The 16686-nt window shown below is 42.6% G+C and carries 16 protein-coding genes and 1 pseudogene; 14 read left to right on the top strand and 3 right to left on the bottom strand.

Translation table 11 applies throughout. The annotated features are described in order from the left end of the window. Window positions 1-35 precede the first annotated feature (35 nt). On the top strand, window positions 36-212 hold the full coding sequence (locus tag ACFSUB_RS12085) for a hypothetical protein (protein ID WP_380713508.1): 177 nt from the start codon (window positions 36-38) through the stop codon (window positions 210-212). Between the two features lie 131 nt (window positions 213-343). Further along, entirely contained in the window at window positions 344-694 is a 351-nt protein-coding gene (locus ACFSUB_RS12080) for a PTS lactose/cellobiose transporter subunit IIA (RefSeq protein ID WP_380713507.1), read from the top strand. Here the strand turns inward: ACFSUB_RS12080 and ACFSUB_RS12075 are convergent. Then, a complete protein-coding gene (locus ACFSUB_RS12075) occupies window positions 691-1083 on the bottom strand; it encodes a tautomerase family protein (protein ID WP_380713506.1) in 393 nt (130 codons plus the stop codon). The genes ACFSUB_RS12080 and ACFSUB_RS12075 overlap by 4 nt on opposite strands. 43 nt (window positions 1084-1126) lie before the next feature. Then, window positions 1127-1924, bottom strand: coding sequence for a DeoR/GlpR family DNA-binding transcription regulator (locus ACFSUB_RS12070; RefSeq protein WP_380713505.1), 798 nt, complete (start codon window positions 1922-1924; stop codon window positions 1127-1129). Window positions 1925-2092: 168 nt separating this feature from the next. Between ACFSUB_RS12070 and ACFSUB_RS12065 the strand changes: the two genes are divergently transcribed. The 12 genes and pseudogenes from ACFSUB_RS12065 to ACFSUB_RS12010 all read left to right on the top strand — a co-directional run bounded on the left by ACFSUB_RS12065 (window position 2093) and on the right by ACFSUB_RS12010 (window position 15232). After that, entirely contained in the window at window positions 2093-3565 is a 1473-nt protein-coding gene (locus ACFSUB_RS12065; protein ID WP_380713504.1) for a CoA-acylating methylmalonate-semialdehyde dehydrogenase, read from the top strand. A gap of 2 nt (window positions 3566-3567) precedes the next feature. Then, window positions 3568-4386: a 5-deoxy-glucuronate isomerase gene (iolB, locus tag ACFSUB_RS12060; protein WP_380713503.1), complete on the top strand. Its 819-nt coding sequence runs from the start codon at window positions 3568-3570 to the stop codon at window positions 4384-4386. Further along, a complete protein-coding gene (gene iolC / locus ACFSUB_RS12055) occupies window positions 4365-5348 on the top strand; it encodes a 5-dehydro-2-deoxygluconokinase (RefSeq protein ID WP_380713502.1) in 984 nt (327 codons plus the stop codon). The genes iolB and iolC overlap by 22 nt, the downstream gene beginning before the upstream one ends. 6 nt (window positions 5349-5354) lie before the next feature. Then, entirely contained in the window at window positions 5355-7274 is a 1920-nt protein-coding gene (iolD, locus tag ACFSUB_RS12050; RefSeq protein WP_380713501.1) for a 3D-(3,5/4)-trihydroxycyclohexane-1,2-dione acylhydrolase (decyclizing), read from the top strand. Between the two features lie 21 nt (window positions 7275-7295). Further along, window positions 7296-7610, top strand: coding sequence for a Gfo/Idh/MocA family protein (locus ACFSUB_RS12045; RefSeq protein WP_380713499.1), 315 nt, complete (start codon window positions 7296-7298; stop codon window positions 7608-7610). Further along, window positions 7592-8320 (top strand): Gfo/Idh/MocA family protein, encoded by a 729-nt coding sequence (locus ACFSUB_RS12040; protein WP_380713498.1) that lies wholly within the window; start codon window positions 7592-7594, stop codon window positions 8318-8320. The genes ACFSUB_RS12045 and ACFSUB_RS12040 overlap by 19 nt, the downstream gene beginning before the upstream one ends. A gap of 7 nt (window positions 8321-8327) precedes the next feature. Then, a complete protein-coding gene (gene iolE, locus ACFSUB_RS12035) occupies window positions 8328-9221 on the top strand; it encodes a myo-inosose-2 dehydratase (RefSeq protein ID WP_380713654.1) in 894 nt (297 codons plus the stop codon). Next, window positions 9222-10813: pseudogene (locus ACFSUB_RS12030) on the top strand (solute:sodium symporter family transporter). A 14-nt stretch (window positions 10814-10827) separates the two neighbouring features. Continuing rightward, the gene (gene iolG, locus ACFSUB_RS12025) at window positions 10828-11841 is read left to right on the top strand and encodes an inositol 2-dehydrogenase (protein WP_380713653.1); all 1014 of its coding nucleotides are present in this window, start codon (window positions 10828-10830) and stop codon (window positions 11839-11841) included. A gap of 4 nt (window positions 11842-11845) precedes the next feature. Further along, the gene (locus ACFSUB_RS12020; RefSeq protein ID WP_380713497.1) at window positions 11846-12685 is read left to right on the top strand and encodes a class II fructose-bisphosphate aldolase; all 840 of its coding nucleotides are present in this window, start codon (window positions 11846-11848) and stop codon (window positions 12683-12685) included. Between the two features lie 912 nt (window positions 12686-13597). Beyond that, window positions 13598-14449: an alpha/beta hydrolase family protein gene (locus tag ACFSUB_RS12015; protein WP_380713496.1), complete on the top strand. Its 852-nt coding sequence runs from the start codon at window positions 13598-13600 to the stop codon at window positions 14447-14449. Between the two features lie 111 nt (window positions 14450-14560). Then, window positions 14561-15232 carry an O-methyltransferase gene (locus tag ACFSUB_RS12010; protein WP_380713495.1) on the top strand — a complete coding sequence of 224 codons (672 nt, stop codon included), beginning with the start codon at window positions 14561-14563 and terminating at the stop codon, window positions 15230-15232. Here ACFSUB_RS12010 and ACFSUB_RS12005 read toward each other — a convergent pair. Then, window positions 15229-16482 carry a cytochrome P450 gene (locus ACFSUB_RS12005; protein WP_380713494.1) on the bottom strand — a complete coding sequence of 418 codons (1254 nt, stop codon included), beginning with the start codon at window positions 16480-16482 and terminating at the stop codon, window positions 15229-15231. The genes ACFSUB_RS12010 and ACFSUB_RS12005 overlap by 4 nt on opposite strands. Window positions 16483-16686 lie beyond the last annotated feature (204 nt).

Genomic DNA, 16686 nt, shown 5'->3' with positions numbered 1-16686 from the left:
TTGAAGGTGATAAACTAACTCAAGGAAGAGTTAGATTGAAGGATATTATTGTTGTATGTGAGGTAGGCATCACAACAAGTTTAATGGCTAAAAAATTTAATGAGCTGGTGGAAGAAAATCAAAAAGATATCAGCATCCGCTCAAAAAGCACAGAAGAAGGTCAGAATTATGTTAAAAGTGAACAGGTAGATGCTGTACTGCTCGGTCCGTAGGTTCATCACAAAATAGATGAATACAGAAATGCGACGAATGCTCAAGTTCTCACAATATCAGTCCAGGACTATAATAACATGGATGTTTACAGTATCTCCAATCAATTGACGAAAGCTTTATCGTAATTATCATGGATACATCTTTATTTATGCCCTTAATAACAGAATCTGCCCAATCCAAAAGCTGTACATTCCAAGCGATGACATGTGCCAAAAATGACGATGAATCCGGATACCATGAACATTTGAAAAATGCTCAGCAGCATCTGATTAATGCACATAAGAATCAGACAGATATTTTGAGTTTAAATGCGCGCGAAACAGCAACAGAAGTTGATGTGTATCTTGTTCACGCTATGGATCATGTATCTAATGCACAAATGATCTATGATTTGATTCAGGAACTGGCAGATATTCATTTGAAAAAACAACTCCATGCCTCTGGGCGCAGAGGCATGGAGTTATTTTTTCTGAATGTCTAATGTAAATCCCCCGTTAAAAATTGGGCTTTTCCTTCTCCAAAACTCCAATGTTCATCTTCATTGGTTGTGATAGAGACCATCACATCGTTTGGCAGAATAGCACAGTGGTTTTCAAGAGCTGAAACCAAATGGCGGTAAAAGGAAGTGATTTCATGTTCAGTGCGTTTTCTGGTGAAAACGTGTATCAGTACGAAGTCTTCCGTTCTATCCAGGTCCAAACCTGTATCCTGCATAATCATATGACTTGTTTTGTGTTCATGTACAATTTGGTAGCGGTCCCGTTCGGGTACCTGGAAGACATCAACCATGATACCGTGGGTCACGTCTAAAATATTTCTTATATCTTCAGGAGATCTTCCTTCATACAAGTGAAATTTTAACAATGGCATTTTATTTGCACCTCGCTCCTTACAAAATCAATGTAACCATGCTTTAGACTGTGATTAGTGTTTTGTCAGCATTTACAAAATAATCGGCAAATCCCTGTTCAATACCGGCATCTGTAATAATGGCTGAAATATCTTCCAAATAACAATAAGTGAACAAAGAGTTTTTTCCGAATTTAGACGAATCGATCAATAAATACACTTCATTTGCCCGTTCACAAACGATTTTTTTGATGCGGTTTTCCATAAAGTCTGAGTTGGAGGCACCATTGTGGGCAGAAAAGGCTGTGGCGGACATAAATGCTTTATTGATATTGAATTTCGTAATGGTTTCATCATCAGTTATGCCTGTAAAAGACTTTGTCGATCTTTTGTACGTTTCTCCTATGACCATCAAGTGGATATTAGGGTATGCAATGGCTTTATTAATAACCTCCAGGCTGTTAGTGATTAACGTAAATTCAATCTCCTGCGGCAGAGAGTCCAGAATGGAATGGGTTGTGGTGCCTGAGTCGATGTAGATAATATCATATTCTTCGATAAAGTCTGTACAATATTGGCCGATTTTCTTTTTCTCCGCGTAATGGCTGATATTTCTTTTTTCATATGAAGTTGTGACAGAGGCGTTATTACTATAAACTACTCCACCGTAAACTTTTTTTACAATATCCAATTTTGCCAATTCATTAATGTCGCGTCTTATCGTATTAATCGAAACATTAAAATGATTTTTTAGTTCTTCTAAAGAGGCCTGATGATTTTCTTCCAAATAATCTTCAATTTGATTTAGACGTCTTACTTTAATACAAACATCCCCTTCATCTAACGCGTTCTTAATGTTCATATATAGTATTTTATCATAGAATGATATCTTATACATAATTAATTTAAAAAGTTAATCAATAGTTACTCAAAATATAATAATTATTTGACTTTCAATCATTTCTTTTATAGTATATACTCATAAATTAATCATAATATTGTAAGCGGTTGCTAAAGAGGAGGATGTTTAATGGAAAAAATAAAAGTGTTGAAAAATTATGTGAACGGAGAGTGGGTGGAAAGTAGCAGTAAGGAAACAGTAAATGTTTATGACCCAGCCACAAAAGAAGTAATGGCTGAGGGTCCACTTTCTTTGAAAGATGAATTAAATCAAGCAGCTGAGGCAGCACAGAATGCCTTTGAAGATTGGAAAAATACAGCTGTACCTAAGCGTGCACGAATTTTGTTTAAATTTCAACAACTTCTGATGGAACATAAGCAGGAGTTAGCAGAAATTATTACAAAAGAGAATGGGAAGAGTGTAAATGAATCACTGGGTGAAGTGCAGCGGGGGATAGAAAATGTTGAATTCGCTGCCGGCGCGCCGTCGTTAATGATGGGAGACTCTCTTTCATCCATTGCTTCAAACATTGAGGGAACCAATTACCGTTACCCGGTAGGAGTGGTTGGTGGAATCACACCTTTCAACTTCCCGATGATGGTTCCGTGCTGGATGTTTCCGATGGCACTGGCGACAGGAAATACGTTTGTGATGAAGCCTTCTGAAAAAACACCCTTATTAATGGAAAAGTTGGTAGAACTGCTTGAGGCTTCCGGCCTTCCAAACGGAGTGTTTAACGTTGTGAATGGAGCACATGATGTGGTGGACGGTATTCTGGAGAATGAAAATATCAAGGCTGTTTCATTTGTGGGGTCGAAACCGGTTGGTGAGCATGTTTATAAGAAAGGCACAGATAACCTAAAGAGAGTGCAGGCGCTGACCGGTGCGAAAAACCATACTATTATTCTAAATGATGCGGATGTAAATCAAGCTGTCAAAGAAGTAATAGGGGCTGCGTTTGGATCTGCCGGGGAAAGATGTATGGCAGCGGCGGTTGTAGCAGTAGAAGACGGAATTTATGATGAGTTTGTACAAAAACTTAAAACGGAATCTGAAAATATCAAAATGGGACACGGACTGGATGAAGGTGTTTTTCTTGGTCCGGTGATCAGGGAGCAGAACAAAGAGAAAACGATTCATTATATTGAAAAAGGTGAAGAAGAAGGAGCCACATTGTTGTTGGATGGCAGAGAAAATCTGTCAGACGACGGTTACTTCATCGGTCCTACTATTTTTGAAGATGTGAAAACAAATATGACGATTTGGAAGGATGAAATCTTTGCACCTCTTTTATCTATTGTAAGAGTAAAAGACTTAAAAGAAGGAATAAAGACAACAAATGAGTCGGAATTTGCAAATGGTGCATGCTTGTTTACGGATAGTGCATCTAGTATTCGTTATTTCCGTGAAAATATTGATGCCGGCATGCTGGGTATTAACTTGGGTGTACCAGCTCCAATGGCAATTTTCCCATTTTCTGGTTGGAAATCTTCTTTCTTTGGGTCGCTGCATACGAATGGAAAAGATGGTGTGGAATTTTACACCCGCAAAAAAGTTGTTACAGCCAGACACCTTGAACCTACTTTTTCCGAGGAGGAATAAACATGGCAGAGTTATTGTATAAAAAGCAAAATAGCATCATCACTGATGGTGTAACGTTGGTTCAGGATCTCAATTCATCTAACTCTGACTTGGAGTATGTACAATTTAAGCTTATTGAAATGGAAGAAGGTTCGAGCTTTCAGGAGAGTTTAAGTAATACGGAATTATGCGCAGTTATTCTTACAGGAAATGTGGACGTGGTTATAGACGGAGAAACCTACAGCAGTCTCGGAACAAGAGAATCTGTATTTGAGAAAAAACCAACTGACAGTATTTATATACCATCTTCTAAAGAATATCAAATCCGGGCTGGTAAAAACGTTAGAGTAGCACTGTGCTATGCTGTTTCCAACGCTGGAGGTGAACCTGCCGTGATCAGTGCGGATACGATTGAAAAAGAGCGTAGAGGAAAGTATTCAAATAAGCGTCATGTACACAATATACTTCCGGATAATATGAACATACCAGAGAAGCTGCTGGTAGTGGAAGTATACACAGATAGTGGTAATTTTTCGAGTTATCCACCTCATAAGCACGACCGGGATAACCTGCCTGAAGAGTCGATGTTGGAAGAAACGTATTATCATGAGATTAACCCACAGCAGGGCTTTGTTTTCCAACGTGTATATACGGATGACCGATCATTGGATGAAACGATGGCAGTCGAGCACCAAAACAGCGTAGCAGTTCCAAAAGGGTACCATCCAGTGGGAGTACCGGATGGATATGATCTTTACTATCTTAATGTCATGGCAGGCCCGAAGAGAAAGTGGAAGTTTCATAATGATAAAGATCATGAATGGATCTTGGAAAGGGACTAGAAATAATGAAAAAAAATCTGATTACATTTGGAAGAGCAGCTGTAGACCTTAATGCAACGGAATATAATCAAACGATGGAAGAAACCATGACATTTTCAAAGTATGTAGGTGGTTCCCCGGCCAATGTCGCTATTGGTACCGCCAAGTTAGGTTTAAATGTAGGTATGATTGCAAAAGTTTCGGATGATCAACATGGAAACTTTGTATTGGATTATATGGAAAAATCCGGTGTGGACACACGATGTATCACAAGGGATACAGAAGGCCGTAAAATCGGCTTAACATTCACAGAAATTAAAAGTCCACAGGAAAGCAGCATCCTGATGTACCGTGACAATGTGGCAGATCTTTACTTGGATGTGACTGATTTTGATGATGAATATATTCAATCAGCGGAAACTCTGCTTGTTTCCGGTACATCGTTAAGCCAGTCCCCTTCCCGGGAAGCAGCTTTACACGCTATAGAAACCGCCAAACAGAATAATGTAGAAGTAATAGTTGAACTGGATTACCGTCCCTATACATGGAAAAGCGATGTAGAAACGTCTATTTATATGACCACGGCAGCCAGACGGGCAGATGTAGTGATTGGCACGAGAGATGAATTTGATGTTTTGGAGAATAGAGAAAATCAGTCTGATGAAGAATCGGTTAAAAATTTGTTCCAATATGATCCCAAGCTGATTGTTGTAAAACACGGAGTGAAAGGGTCCAAGGCGTTCACAAAAGAAGGAGAAGTCATAGAAGGCGATGTTTATAAAACAAAGGTGTTAAAAACTTTTGGTGCAGGAGATTCCTTTGCATCAGGCTTCATTTACGCCTTGAAGAAAAATAAAAGTATTCAGGAAGCGCTTAAATATGGAAGCGCTGCTGCCTCCATTGTAGTATCCAGACATAGTTCGTCTGATGCAATGCCAACGGTTGAAGATATTGAAATATTGATTCAAAAGCATGAGGGGTGAGGCGGTATGTCAAAGACCATAAAGTTAACTACTTCCCAGGCACTTGTTAAATTTTTAAGGAACCAATATATTCATTTTGACGGTGAAGAAACGCCATTTGTTGAAGGAATATTCAATATTTTTGGACACGGAAATGTACTCGGGATAGGTCAGGCCATGCAGGAAGAAGCCGGAGATCTCAAAGTCATTCAGGGAAAAAATGAACAGGGAATGGCGCAGGCAGCGGCAGCATTTGCAAAAGAAAATTTTCGTAGAAAGATTTTTGCGGTTACTACATCCATAGGCCCGGGATCTGCGAACTTGGTAACAGCAGGTGCAACGGCATTAGCGAACAATTTACCTGTACTGTTTCTGCCTGCAGATACATTTGCCAACCGTCAGCCTGACCCCGTGCTTCAGCAGATTGAACAGCACCACAGTCAAAAAATCACAACGAACGATGCCTTAAAACCTGTATCCCGTTACTGGGATAGAGTTGAGCGTCCTGAACAGTTAATGAGCGCTCTTCTTAGAGCATTTGAAGTACTGACAAACCCTGAAACGGCAGGACCTGTGACATTGTCTATCGCGCAGGATGTGGAGGGAGAAGCATTTGAGTTTGATGCTGCGTTTTTCAACAAACGTGTGCACTATATAGATCGCGTTCTCCCCTCTGACGATGCGGTACTTCGCGCTGCGTCGACTCTGAAAAAGGCTGACAAACCTTTAATAGTTGTTGGTGGAGGGGCAAAATATTCACTGGCAGGCGAGGAGATTGCTGCCTTTTCACGTGAGCGTGGTATAGGAATTGTTGAAACACAGGCTGGAAAATCCACGGTGTCCAGCAGTCATCCATATAATCTGGGCGGGGTTGGAGTAACCGGAACCCTGGCAGCGAATAAAGCGGCACAGCAGGCAGATGTCATTATAGGAGTTGGGACGCGCTATACCGACTTTGTTACATCCTCCAAGACGGCATTTAACTTTGAGGAAGCGTCGTTTATTAATATTAATGTGAGCCGGATGCAGACATATAAGATGGAAGCCGCACAACTTGTTGGTGATGCGAAAGTATCGATTCAAAAGCTGCACAATATGCTGGATGACTATGAGAGTGCTTTTAGTGGTGAATTGATGGAATACAAAAACGAATGGGATACGGAAAGAAAGCGGTTAGCTGGCATTCAAGTGAATCTGGATGATGATTATTATCAACCTGAAGTCTCTGATTCATTGAGTCGTGAGCAGTTAAAAAAGTATGCAGAAACGTTGGAGACCTCTTACGCTCAGTCAACCGCGTTAATCAAAGTAAACGAAACTGTCGATCCGTCAAGCTACGTCGTAACATCTGCTGGTTCACTTCCGGGTGATATGCACCGCATTTGGAACCCAACTGTTGAGAACACGTATCACGTCGAGTATGGATACTCTGCTATGGGATATGAAATTGCCGGAGGCCTGGGAGTGAAATTAGCACACCCTGATACAGAAGTATACAGCATGGTCGGGGATGGAAGCTTTTTAATGCTTCACTCTGAACTTGTGACAGCTCTTCAATATAACATGAAATTAAATATTATCTTATTTGATAATGCAGGGTATGGTTGCATCAATAACCTTCAAATGGGACATGGCAGTGACAGTTTCTGCACGGAATTTACCGGGGAAGACGGAGCAGTATTGAATATTGACTATGCTGCAGTCGCAGCGGGATATGGAATGAATACATTCACAGCCAAAAATAATGCGGAGCTTGAGCAGGCGTTGAAACAGGCGGAAAACAGTGAAAAATCCACGCTCATCCAAATCAAGGTACTTCCTAAAACAATGACCGACGGGTATGAAGATTTTTGGAATGTAGGTATTGCAGAACATTCAAACAATCCAAATGTAATGCAAAAACTCGAAGAGGTAAAAGAGATGAGAAGTCGTGCCAGACAATATTAAGAACTTAAAGAGGGGTCACATGTGGATACAATCAAAATAGGTGTAGCAGGGTTAGGCCGGCTCGGTCTGATCCATGCTCACAATATTGCCGGTTTGAAGGGTGTAGAATTAACGGCTGTTTCAAATTTGGATAAGACCGTAAATCAACAGACTAAGGAAAAATATAGTATTCCTTATACTTATACAGCGTATGAGGACATGATTCAAAACGAAGAACTGGATGCGGTATGCATCGTCACTCCTTCGGGTTTTCATCCTGATCATATCTATAAAGGATTAAAGAAAACCTTCATGTTTTCTGTGAAAAACCTATTGGGTTGGATATCAATGAAATAAGAAATATGATGCCGGTTATAGAGCAAAGTAATAAGGTTTTTCACTTGGGGTTTATGAGAATATATGATGCTGATTATATGTATGCCAAGGATATGATTGATAGAGGAGAAATCGGCGAAATATCTATTATCCGATCATATGGACTTGATCCCATAGAAGGACTGGATTCCTTTGTGAAGTACGCTGCAAAAAATATCAGCGGGGGTATTTTTTCAGACATGAGCATTCATGATATAGATATTATCCGCTGGTACACTGGTTCTGAAATAAAACAAGTGTGGGCGATGGGGAACAATAAGGCAGCACCCTCATTATCTGAACTTAACGAAGTAGATATTGGAACCGCCACAATGAAGCTTGAAAATGGAGCTATTGCTTTTGTAGCCGCGGGTCGTACAGCTAATCATGGATATCATGTCGAAACGGAAGTGATAGGGACAAAGGGGATGCTGCGTATTGCTGCTACGCCGGATAAAAATAAAGTGACAGTTTTTGATAATAATGGTGTGATCCGCCCGACTTTACAAAACTTTGCCGAACGATTTAGAGAATCGTATGTGAAAGAGATAGAAGAATTTGTTCGATGTATCCGGGAAAATAAAAAACCGGAAGTCAACGCCTGGAACGGACTGCGGAGTACAGAGGTTGCAGCAGCCTGCCAGACGTCATTGGAAGAAGAGAGACTCGTTGAAATCCAATATGAAAGGTGATGTTGAGATGGGATCCATTCAGCTGGGATGTGCACCAATAGCATGGACCAATGATGATATACCTGAACTGGGAAAAGAAAACACGTTTGAACAATGCATCAGTGAAATGGCACTGGCGGGATATGAAGGGACAGAAATAGGAAATAAATATCCTGAAAATGCAGATATGTTGAAGGAGTATCTGGATTTAAGAAATCTTCGGACGGCAAGTGCATGGTTCAGCTCGTTTCTAACTACAAAGCAGTTTGAGGAAGTCGAAACAGAATTTATTAAACACAGGGATTTCCTCCATGCACTGGGAGCCAAAGTAATTGTTGTTTCTGAGCAGGGAAAGAGTATCCAAAAAGAAGACCTTCCGTTGTTTGAAGAGAAGCCAGTTTTTTCTATAGAAAAATGGAAGCGCTTAATAGATGGACTGCAACGTTTAGGGGAGTTAGCTGGAGAAAAAAACATGTCCATTGTTTATCATCACCATATGGGGACTGGTATCCAAACGACAGAGGAAATCATTCAACTTATGGAGGAAACAGATCCATCTAAAGTAAGTCTACTTTATGATACTGGGCATCTGGCGCTTTCTGGAGAAGACCCGCTGTATATATTGAAACGATATTTTAAACGGATTAAGCATGTTCATTTCAAAGATGTCAGACGTGATATAGCAGATGAAATCATCCAGAAGAAAGACTGCTTTCTCTCAGCTGTTAAAAAAGGAGTATTCACGGTTCCTGGTGACGGATATATCGATTTTCACCCGATTATGGATTACTTGCGTGAACATGATTATTACGGATGGGTGATAGTAGAAGCTGAGCAGGACCCAGCGAAGTATAATGCGTATGAATATGCATTAAAGGCTAAGAAGTATATTGATAGTTTGGAAGTGAAGGGAGGAGCATAATTGAATTGGTTTTCGATCTTAAGCTTTGTCCTCATTTTACTGGCTCTTTACTTTTATGCTTCCACTAAAAGTAAAAACGTGGACAAAAAAAGATACAGAAGGATATTTTCTCGGTGGAAGATCTCCCGTAGACACGACAGTTGGTATGTCCATTATCATGACCAATCTGTCAACGGAATAACTTGTTGGGCAGAATGGACAGAGTTATGTCGCTGGCATGGAGGTTATGGCGTGGGAAGTGACGGCAGCGATAGCTATTGTCTTATGTGCCTGGGTTTTCCTCACTAAATATTTAAAATATGGTGTGAACACCATATTTGACTTTATTGAAGCTCGTCACGATACAACGACAAAACGCATTGTGTCCATACTGTTTATGTTTACTTACGTGGTAAGTTTCATGCCAGTAGTACTTTATTCAGGATCACTGATCTTTAATAATATTTTTAATATTGAAGAATATCTTGGTGTAAGTTCTATGACTTCCGCTGTTATAATTTCTTCCTGCATCGGTTTGATTGGTGTTATATACCTGTTTGCCGGCGGTCTATCATTGATTGCTCACAGCGATGCTATTTATGGAGTAGGGCTTATCGTAGGAGGACTGGCTATTACGGTGTTAGGGTTTATTACCATAAGAGACAATAACTTTCTCAATGGTGTTGACCGCTTTGTTACACAATCCTCTAATAAATTAAATGCATGGGGAGATATAAATTCAGATATTGTTCCATGGCCGACGCTTTTCTTTGGGATGCTTTTCAATAACTTATACTTCTCGTGCACAAACCAGATGATTGTGCAAAAAGCCCTGGCGGCGAAGGATTTAAAGGAAGCACAGAAAGGCACAATGTTGGTTGGATTTTTTAAAGTGTGTGGAGCCTTTTTTAGTGCTGCCCGGGATTATTGCATACAACTTGTTTGGCGGCGGTATGGAAATGGACCTGGCCTATCCGGCGTTGGTGAATGAATTGCTTCCTTCCTGGACCTACGGTATTTTTGGAGCTGTTGTATTTGGAGCGATTATGGGCTCTTTTATAGGATCGCTGAACGCTACCGTTACATTGTTCAGTCTTGATTTCTATAAACCTATCATAAATAAACAGGCTGATAACCGGCAGACAGCGAGGATGGGACGTACTTTAACTATAGTAATCGGTGTTATGGTAACTGCGATCGCTCCTTTTATTTCATTGTTCCCGCAAGGACTGTTTGCTGTTATTCAGGAATTCAACGGCTTGTACAGCATGCCGCTTCTTGCGATTATTCTGATAGGGTTTTACTCTAAGAAAACCTCAGCTTTTGGAGCAAAAGCAGCGTTTGTGTTTCATGTTATCACGTATTCGTTATCGAAAGTACTCATCCCGGAAATATATTATCTGTACGTTTGGAGTGTGCTGTTCTTCGTTGACTTGGCTATTATCTACATCTTTAGTGTGGCCAGGCCTGAAAAGCTGGATTTCGAATTTGATAAGTATACCAGCAAAACCGATTTAACGCCATGGAAGCATTCTAAATGGATTGGTGCTTTGATTTTACTAACTGTTGTTGTTATGTATACGGTATTCTCACCACTTGTATTAGCAAAGTAAAGGAGAAATGAATGATGGATAAAGCAGTAGTAGGAGTTATTGGGGCCGGCCGCATTGGTGAACTCCATATGAACAATCTGAAAAGGAATCCTGATGTGAGATTGAAAATGGTTTCGGATCTGTACGCTGATTATCTTCACGAATGGTTTCAAACGAGCGGAGTGGAAGAAATTACAACCAATTATGAAGACATTTTGGAAGATGAGGAGATCAATACGATATTTATATGCTCGCCAACGAGCACACATGCAGATTTGATAAAAAAAGCCGCCGATAAGAAAAAGCATATTTTTTGTGAAAAGCCAATTAGTTTCAGTGAGGATGAAACACTTGAGGCCTATGAAAGAGTGAAACAAGGGGGAGTTATTTTTCAAATAGGCTTCAACCGGCGTTTTGATAAAAACTTTTCTGAAATGAGAAGTAGAGTGTCGGACCAGAAAATAGGGGATATGCATATTCTAAAAATTACTTCAAGAGATCCCAATCCCCCTCATCCAGACTATATACAGTCTTCCGGCGGATTATTTATGGATATGTCCATACACGATTTTGATATGGCCAGGTATCTATCCGGTTCTGAAATAGTGGAAGTATCTGCCCGCGGTGCGAATTTGGTGGATCCAGCTATTGGAGAGAAGGGTGACATCGATACAGCAGTAATAACACTGACCTTTGAAAATGGAGCATTGGGAGTCATCGATAACAGCAGAGAAGCTGTGTACGGTTATGACCAGCGTATAGAGGTATTCGGTAACAGCGGAGCTCTGGTAGCTGATAATGAAACTTCGACAAACTTGAAATACTACCATAATCAAACCGTAGAAGCGGATCTACCTCTGCATTTTTTTCTGGAACGATACAATGACTCTTTTATTGTTGAAACCAATCAGTTCATTAATTGTATTCTGGAAGGCAGAGAAGCAAGTGTTTCATTTAAGGATGGCATCATGGCGCAGCGCATCGCGCAAGCCTGCCAGGAATCTTTGGATACACAAAGACCGGTAAAAGTTAATCGGGAAATTGGGTGATAAAATGTATAATATACTTGATGAAGCGTTTGAAAAAAAATACGCCGTCCCACAATTCAATATGAATGGTTTAATATGGATGGAAGCAATACTGAAAACTGCAGAAAAATGCCGTGCCCCGGTTATTGTAGGCACCACCGATAAAATTGTCGACCAGCTGGGAGGCTTTCGTCTGATTGCTCACAGTTTTCATGTTATGAAAGAGGAGCTCGGAATAACAGTACCCGCTGTTTTGCATCTGGACCATGGTCAGGCAGTAGAGCGGTGTTATGCGGCAATCGATGCAGGTTATGACTCTGTCATGTTTGATGGTTCAAAGATGCCAATCGAAGACAACATAGCGTATACACAGAAAGTAGTAGAATACGCTCATGCAAATGATGTAACCGTCGAGGCAGAAGTAGGAAGTGTCGGCGGTAGTGAAGATGGAATATCGAGTGAACTACTTTATGCAGATCAGAATGAATGTATTCGGCTTGCTGATGAAACAGATATCGACAGCCTGGCTCCAGCCCTTGGATCTGTACATGGTAAATACCAGGGTGAACCGAATTTGGGATTTTCCCAAATGAAAGAATTGAGAAAAACGATTAATATTCCTTTTGTGCTTCACGGTGCATCTGGTATTTCAAATGATGAACTGGAACATACGATATCTTACGGCCACGCCAAAATCAATTATAATACCGAGTTGAATATTGCATGGTCCAACGCATTGCGTCATAAACTCATGGAAGAGAGAGAATTATATAATCCTATGGAAATTTTAAAGCCCAGCAAAGAGGCTTTGAATCAAACTATTGAAAAAGTTTTAAAACGAACAGGGGCATACCAGCAGGCATAGGTTCACAGTGCACTCTGTTTCGTAGGGGTAGTGAACTGTTCGAGTGAAGATGAAACACAAGCACAACGAAAGTGTAAAAAGACGTCTACTTCATTACTAATGCAGGCGTCTTTTTTGGATTTCGCCTTACAAAGCAACAGATCCTTTAGGTAGAACGGGGCTGTATCAAAACATGCAATTCCTTTTCAGTAATATAGAAAACTCACCCCGGGCAGAAGCGGAAGGCGGCGACATTTGAAGGTACATCGGCTAAAAGCGGTCACGCCCTGTGGCGGACACCGATGCTAGAACAGCCTGTTCGTCGAAGTAGCAGCCGAAGATCCCATCAAACGGAGGCGCTCGTGTCGGGAGTTAGATCGGTGCCCGGCAGGATGTGCCGAACTTAACCGATCTTCCTTCAGGAAACAAGCTTCAGGCGCTGCCCGCGGCAAAGAAGATACTATGAGCCCCAGCGAATCGATGTCGCCCTTGTGCTCTGGAGTGAAAGCGAAGATTTTCGGCGCAGCGGTTTCGTTTAAGAACGAAAAATGCCGAACGATTTCTTAAAATCGTTCGGCATTTTTTATATAATAAGGGTTTTGTCCCCCACGGCCAAATGGGGGAGCAAAAATACCGTAAACGCAAGCATGAATGGTTCATAAGACAGTTTGCCCTGTTGCATCGTCAGTCAAACGCAACTTAGAACACTTCATAACGACGTTTATCGTACATGCGGACTGGCTGAACGTAACTGGGAGAAGAAAATAGAAACGTTTCAGCTGTTATCATTGTTCCGCTCTCAAGTTGTAGAATGGATTTGCAGAAACGGGGGTTCTTCTTGGTAGTTTCATGTCGTATCTTCCTTTTTTCCTTGAGCACTGGCAGAGGATGAAAAAAATATATGATACGATACAGAAAAGGAGGAGATGAACGATGACACCCACCGAGCAGCAGTCGTTTACGATCGACCTTGGAAATAATCTGTTTGTCCGCGGAGACGTCCATGCTCCAGCAGAACAAACAAAACGGCCCGTCGTTATTATCTGCCACGGATTTAAAGGACACAAAGACTGGAACTTCTTCCCGCATACTGCGCATGAACTGGCAGCAAGCGGTTATTACGCGGTTCGTTTCAACTTTTCCTGCAACGGAGTGGATGAGGAAGACTTTGATGAGCTGGAGAAATTTGCAGTGAACACGTATACCCGGGAACTGCAGGATCTGGAGGCACTGCTGCAGGAAGCAGCTGATCAACGCCTTCCGTACTCGGATGCGTTTGATATGGAGCGTGTCGGTATCGTCGGGCACAGCCGCGGCGGTGCAACGAGCATTATTTTTGCTTCCGAACACCCCGAAGTCAAAGCGGTGGTCACCTGGAACGGCGTCGCAGATGTCGATTTTCTCAGCGGAGATCTGAAGCAGACAATCCGGTCGGAGAGCGTTGGTTATATTGCCAACAAACGGACCAACCAGGATATGCCGCTGAAGGAAAACCTGCTGGATGATATAGAGGCAAACAAAGAAAGACTGGATATAACTACTGCACTGAAAGGGATGGAAACGCCGGTTCATATCGTGCAGGGGGGTGCAGATGGGGAGTGGCTCCAGGAAGGGGCTGAAAAGATGGAGAAAACAGCTGCTCAGCATTCCCTTGCCATCATCGAAGGAGGAACGCATACATTCAACGCCGCCCATCCGCTCGAGCATGTCCCGAGCGAACTCGAACAGGCACTGCAGGAAACGACAAAGGTCTTTGACCGCCGGTTAGCGCAGCGTATGCCTTAAGACTTGTTTCTCTTCTTTTTTAGAGACAAATGAGAATGATCTGTTCCGATTATTTCCGATTTATGTTAATAGGATGTTTTTATGTTATCAACAGGAAGGTGGATGTGTACCATGTCATCACGGGAAGAGTGGAAAGTCATTGACCGCTATCTGACAGAAGCACTCGACATTGGAGATGTAGAAATGGAAGCCGTCCGACGGCGGAGTGCAGAGGAGGGACTGCCTTCCATTGAAGTCGCCCCGAACCAGGGAAAACTGCTGCAACTCTATGCCCAGATGTGCGGGGCGGAAAACATTCTTGAAATCGGCACGCTGGGCGGCTACAGCACATTATGGATGGCTGGTGCGCTCCCCGCGGACGGAAGACTGGTTACTTTGGAGGCGGATGCTCATCATGCCGCCACCGCCCGTTCCCATTTTCAACGAGCCGGGTTGGACCACCTGATTGAACTGAGGGAGGGGCCGGCACTGGATACGCTGCCGGACCTTGAAAACGATACGTTTGATTTTATTTTCATCGATGCAGATAAGGAGAACACGCCGTCGTATTTCGAGTGGGCGCTCCGCTTATCCCAAAAAGGCACGGTGATTGTCTGTGATAATGTCGTCCGCCGCGGCGCAGTGGCGGATGCGAAGCGGGAAAGTGCCGGCAATACCGGCATACGGCGCTTTTTTGAGCTGGCAGCAGAAGATCCTCGTGTAAGCGCGACCGCTTTCCAGACTGTCGGCGAAAAAGGGCATGACGGCATGGCGGTTATGGTCGTCACAGAAGATACTCCCTAAATAACTTTGACATTTTCGATAACAAAGCCGCTGTTCAGAAGCGTCGGCATCCGTGCCATATCATAACGCAAGTCCTGCGCCGGCACCTGATATGTTATTTGTCCGGTTAAAAACTCCATGCTTGTTTTCATGAGCATGACGGTAATCCATTCTCCCGCGCAGCGATGGCCGGTATAATGATCGCTGCCACCTTGCGGGATAAAGGAGAACGGATGACCTTTCCAGTCCCGGAACCGTTCCGGACGAAACATCTCAGGGTCTTCCCAGAGATCTGGATGGTGGTTCGTGCCGTAAATATCCATGATAACAAGCGTGCCTTTTTTCAATTGATATCCATTCCAGAGAAAGTCTTTGCGGACAACAGCACCCGTAAACGGAGCGAATGGGTAGTAACGGCGGACTTCCTGGACAAACATGCGGGCGTACTCCCCGTGCGTCCTGCGCAGTTTTTCTTCGACGTCCGGATGTTCATGAAGAGCCAGGGCACCAAACATAATAAAGCGCCCAATCGCAACAATCGGCCGCAGTACATTGATCAGTTCCACCGCGGCAGTGGCGGTATCCATTTTCCGTCCGTTTCTCTCTGTGTGCATCGCGATGAGATAAGCCGCTGTATAAGGTGGCGGCTGCAGTTCACGGGAGCGTACCTGCTTGATGACCTGCTGGATCCATTTCTCGGAACGTTCCCGGGCTCTTTTTCCTTCTTTGTGACGGGCACCTGTACCTCCGAAGGCATCAATCATGCGGCTGAACTCAGTCGTGCGCTGTTTTACTTCATCTTCGGGAAGCGGCACGCCAGCCCATTCACAGGCCGCACGGCACATAATCTCCTCTGCTTCTTCGAAAAGGATAACTCGTTCAGCCCTCTCCCATTCTTCAGCTTTCTGTCTCCAAAGCCTTTGGGTGATGGTCTGAAGCTCCTGGAGACGGTCGGGGGTCATCAGCGACAAAAACATCCGTTTCCGGTGTTTATGGTCCTCACCGTCCATGCCCTGCACGCCGTTTTGTCCGAACAACGTCTTCAGAATACGTTTGGGAGCCGCCCCTTTCCGTTTAAAAAAACGATTGTCATAAAAAACGCGTGCTGCTTCCTGCCCGCTCAGACAGATTGCCTTTTTTCCCATCACCCGGGTCTGAAAGATATTAGACTGTAAATGGTCACGCCGGTTCGGGACAAAATGAAATCCTTCCGCTAATAAATCAAGGGTGTGATCCAGCCCCTTTTCTCCCGGTATCTGTCTATGCGTCATTCCAACACCTTCTTTTTTAAATATTCTTTAAAAAGAATTCCACATTTTTGCTGCTTTTAACCTTTTAGATACTGATTATTTAAAAGAAAGAGCATTGTGTATCGAACGGAATATTCGTAGAAGAGAAGGTGCTTACCACCATCAGTCGTACAATAATAAAATGTTTATAAAAAATTTCGTCACATAGTGATCCAAATGCTGATC

It is taken from the genome of Salibacterium lacus (assembly GCF_042684865.1).
Taxonomy (GTDB): Bacteria; Bacillota; Bacilli; order Bacillales; family Marinococcaceae; genus Salibacterium; species Salibacterium lacus.
Note: the sequence above shows the minus strand (reverse complement) of the source record. Positions and strands in the feature narration are given on the sequence as shown.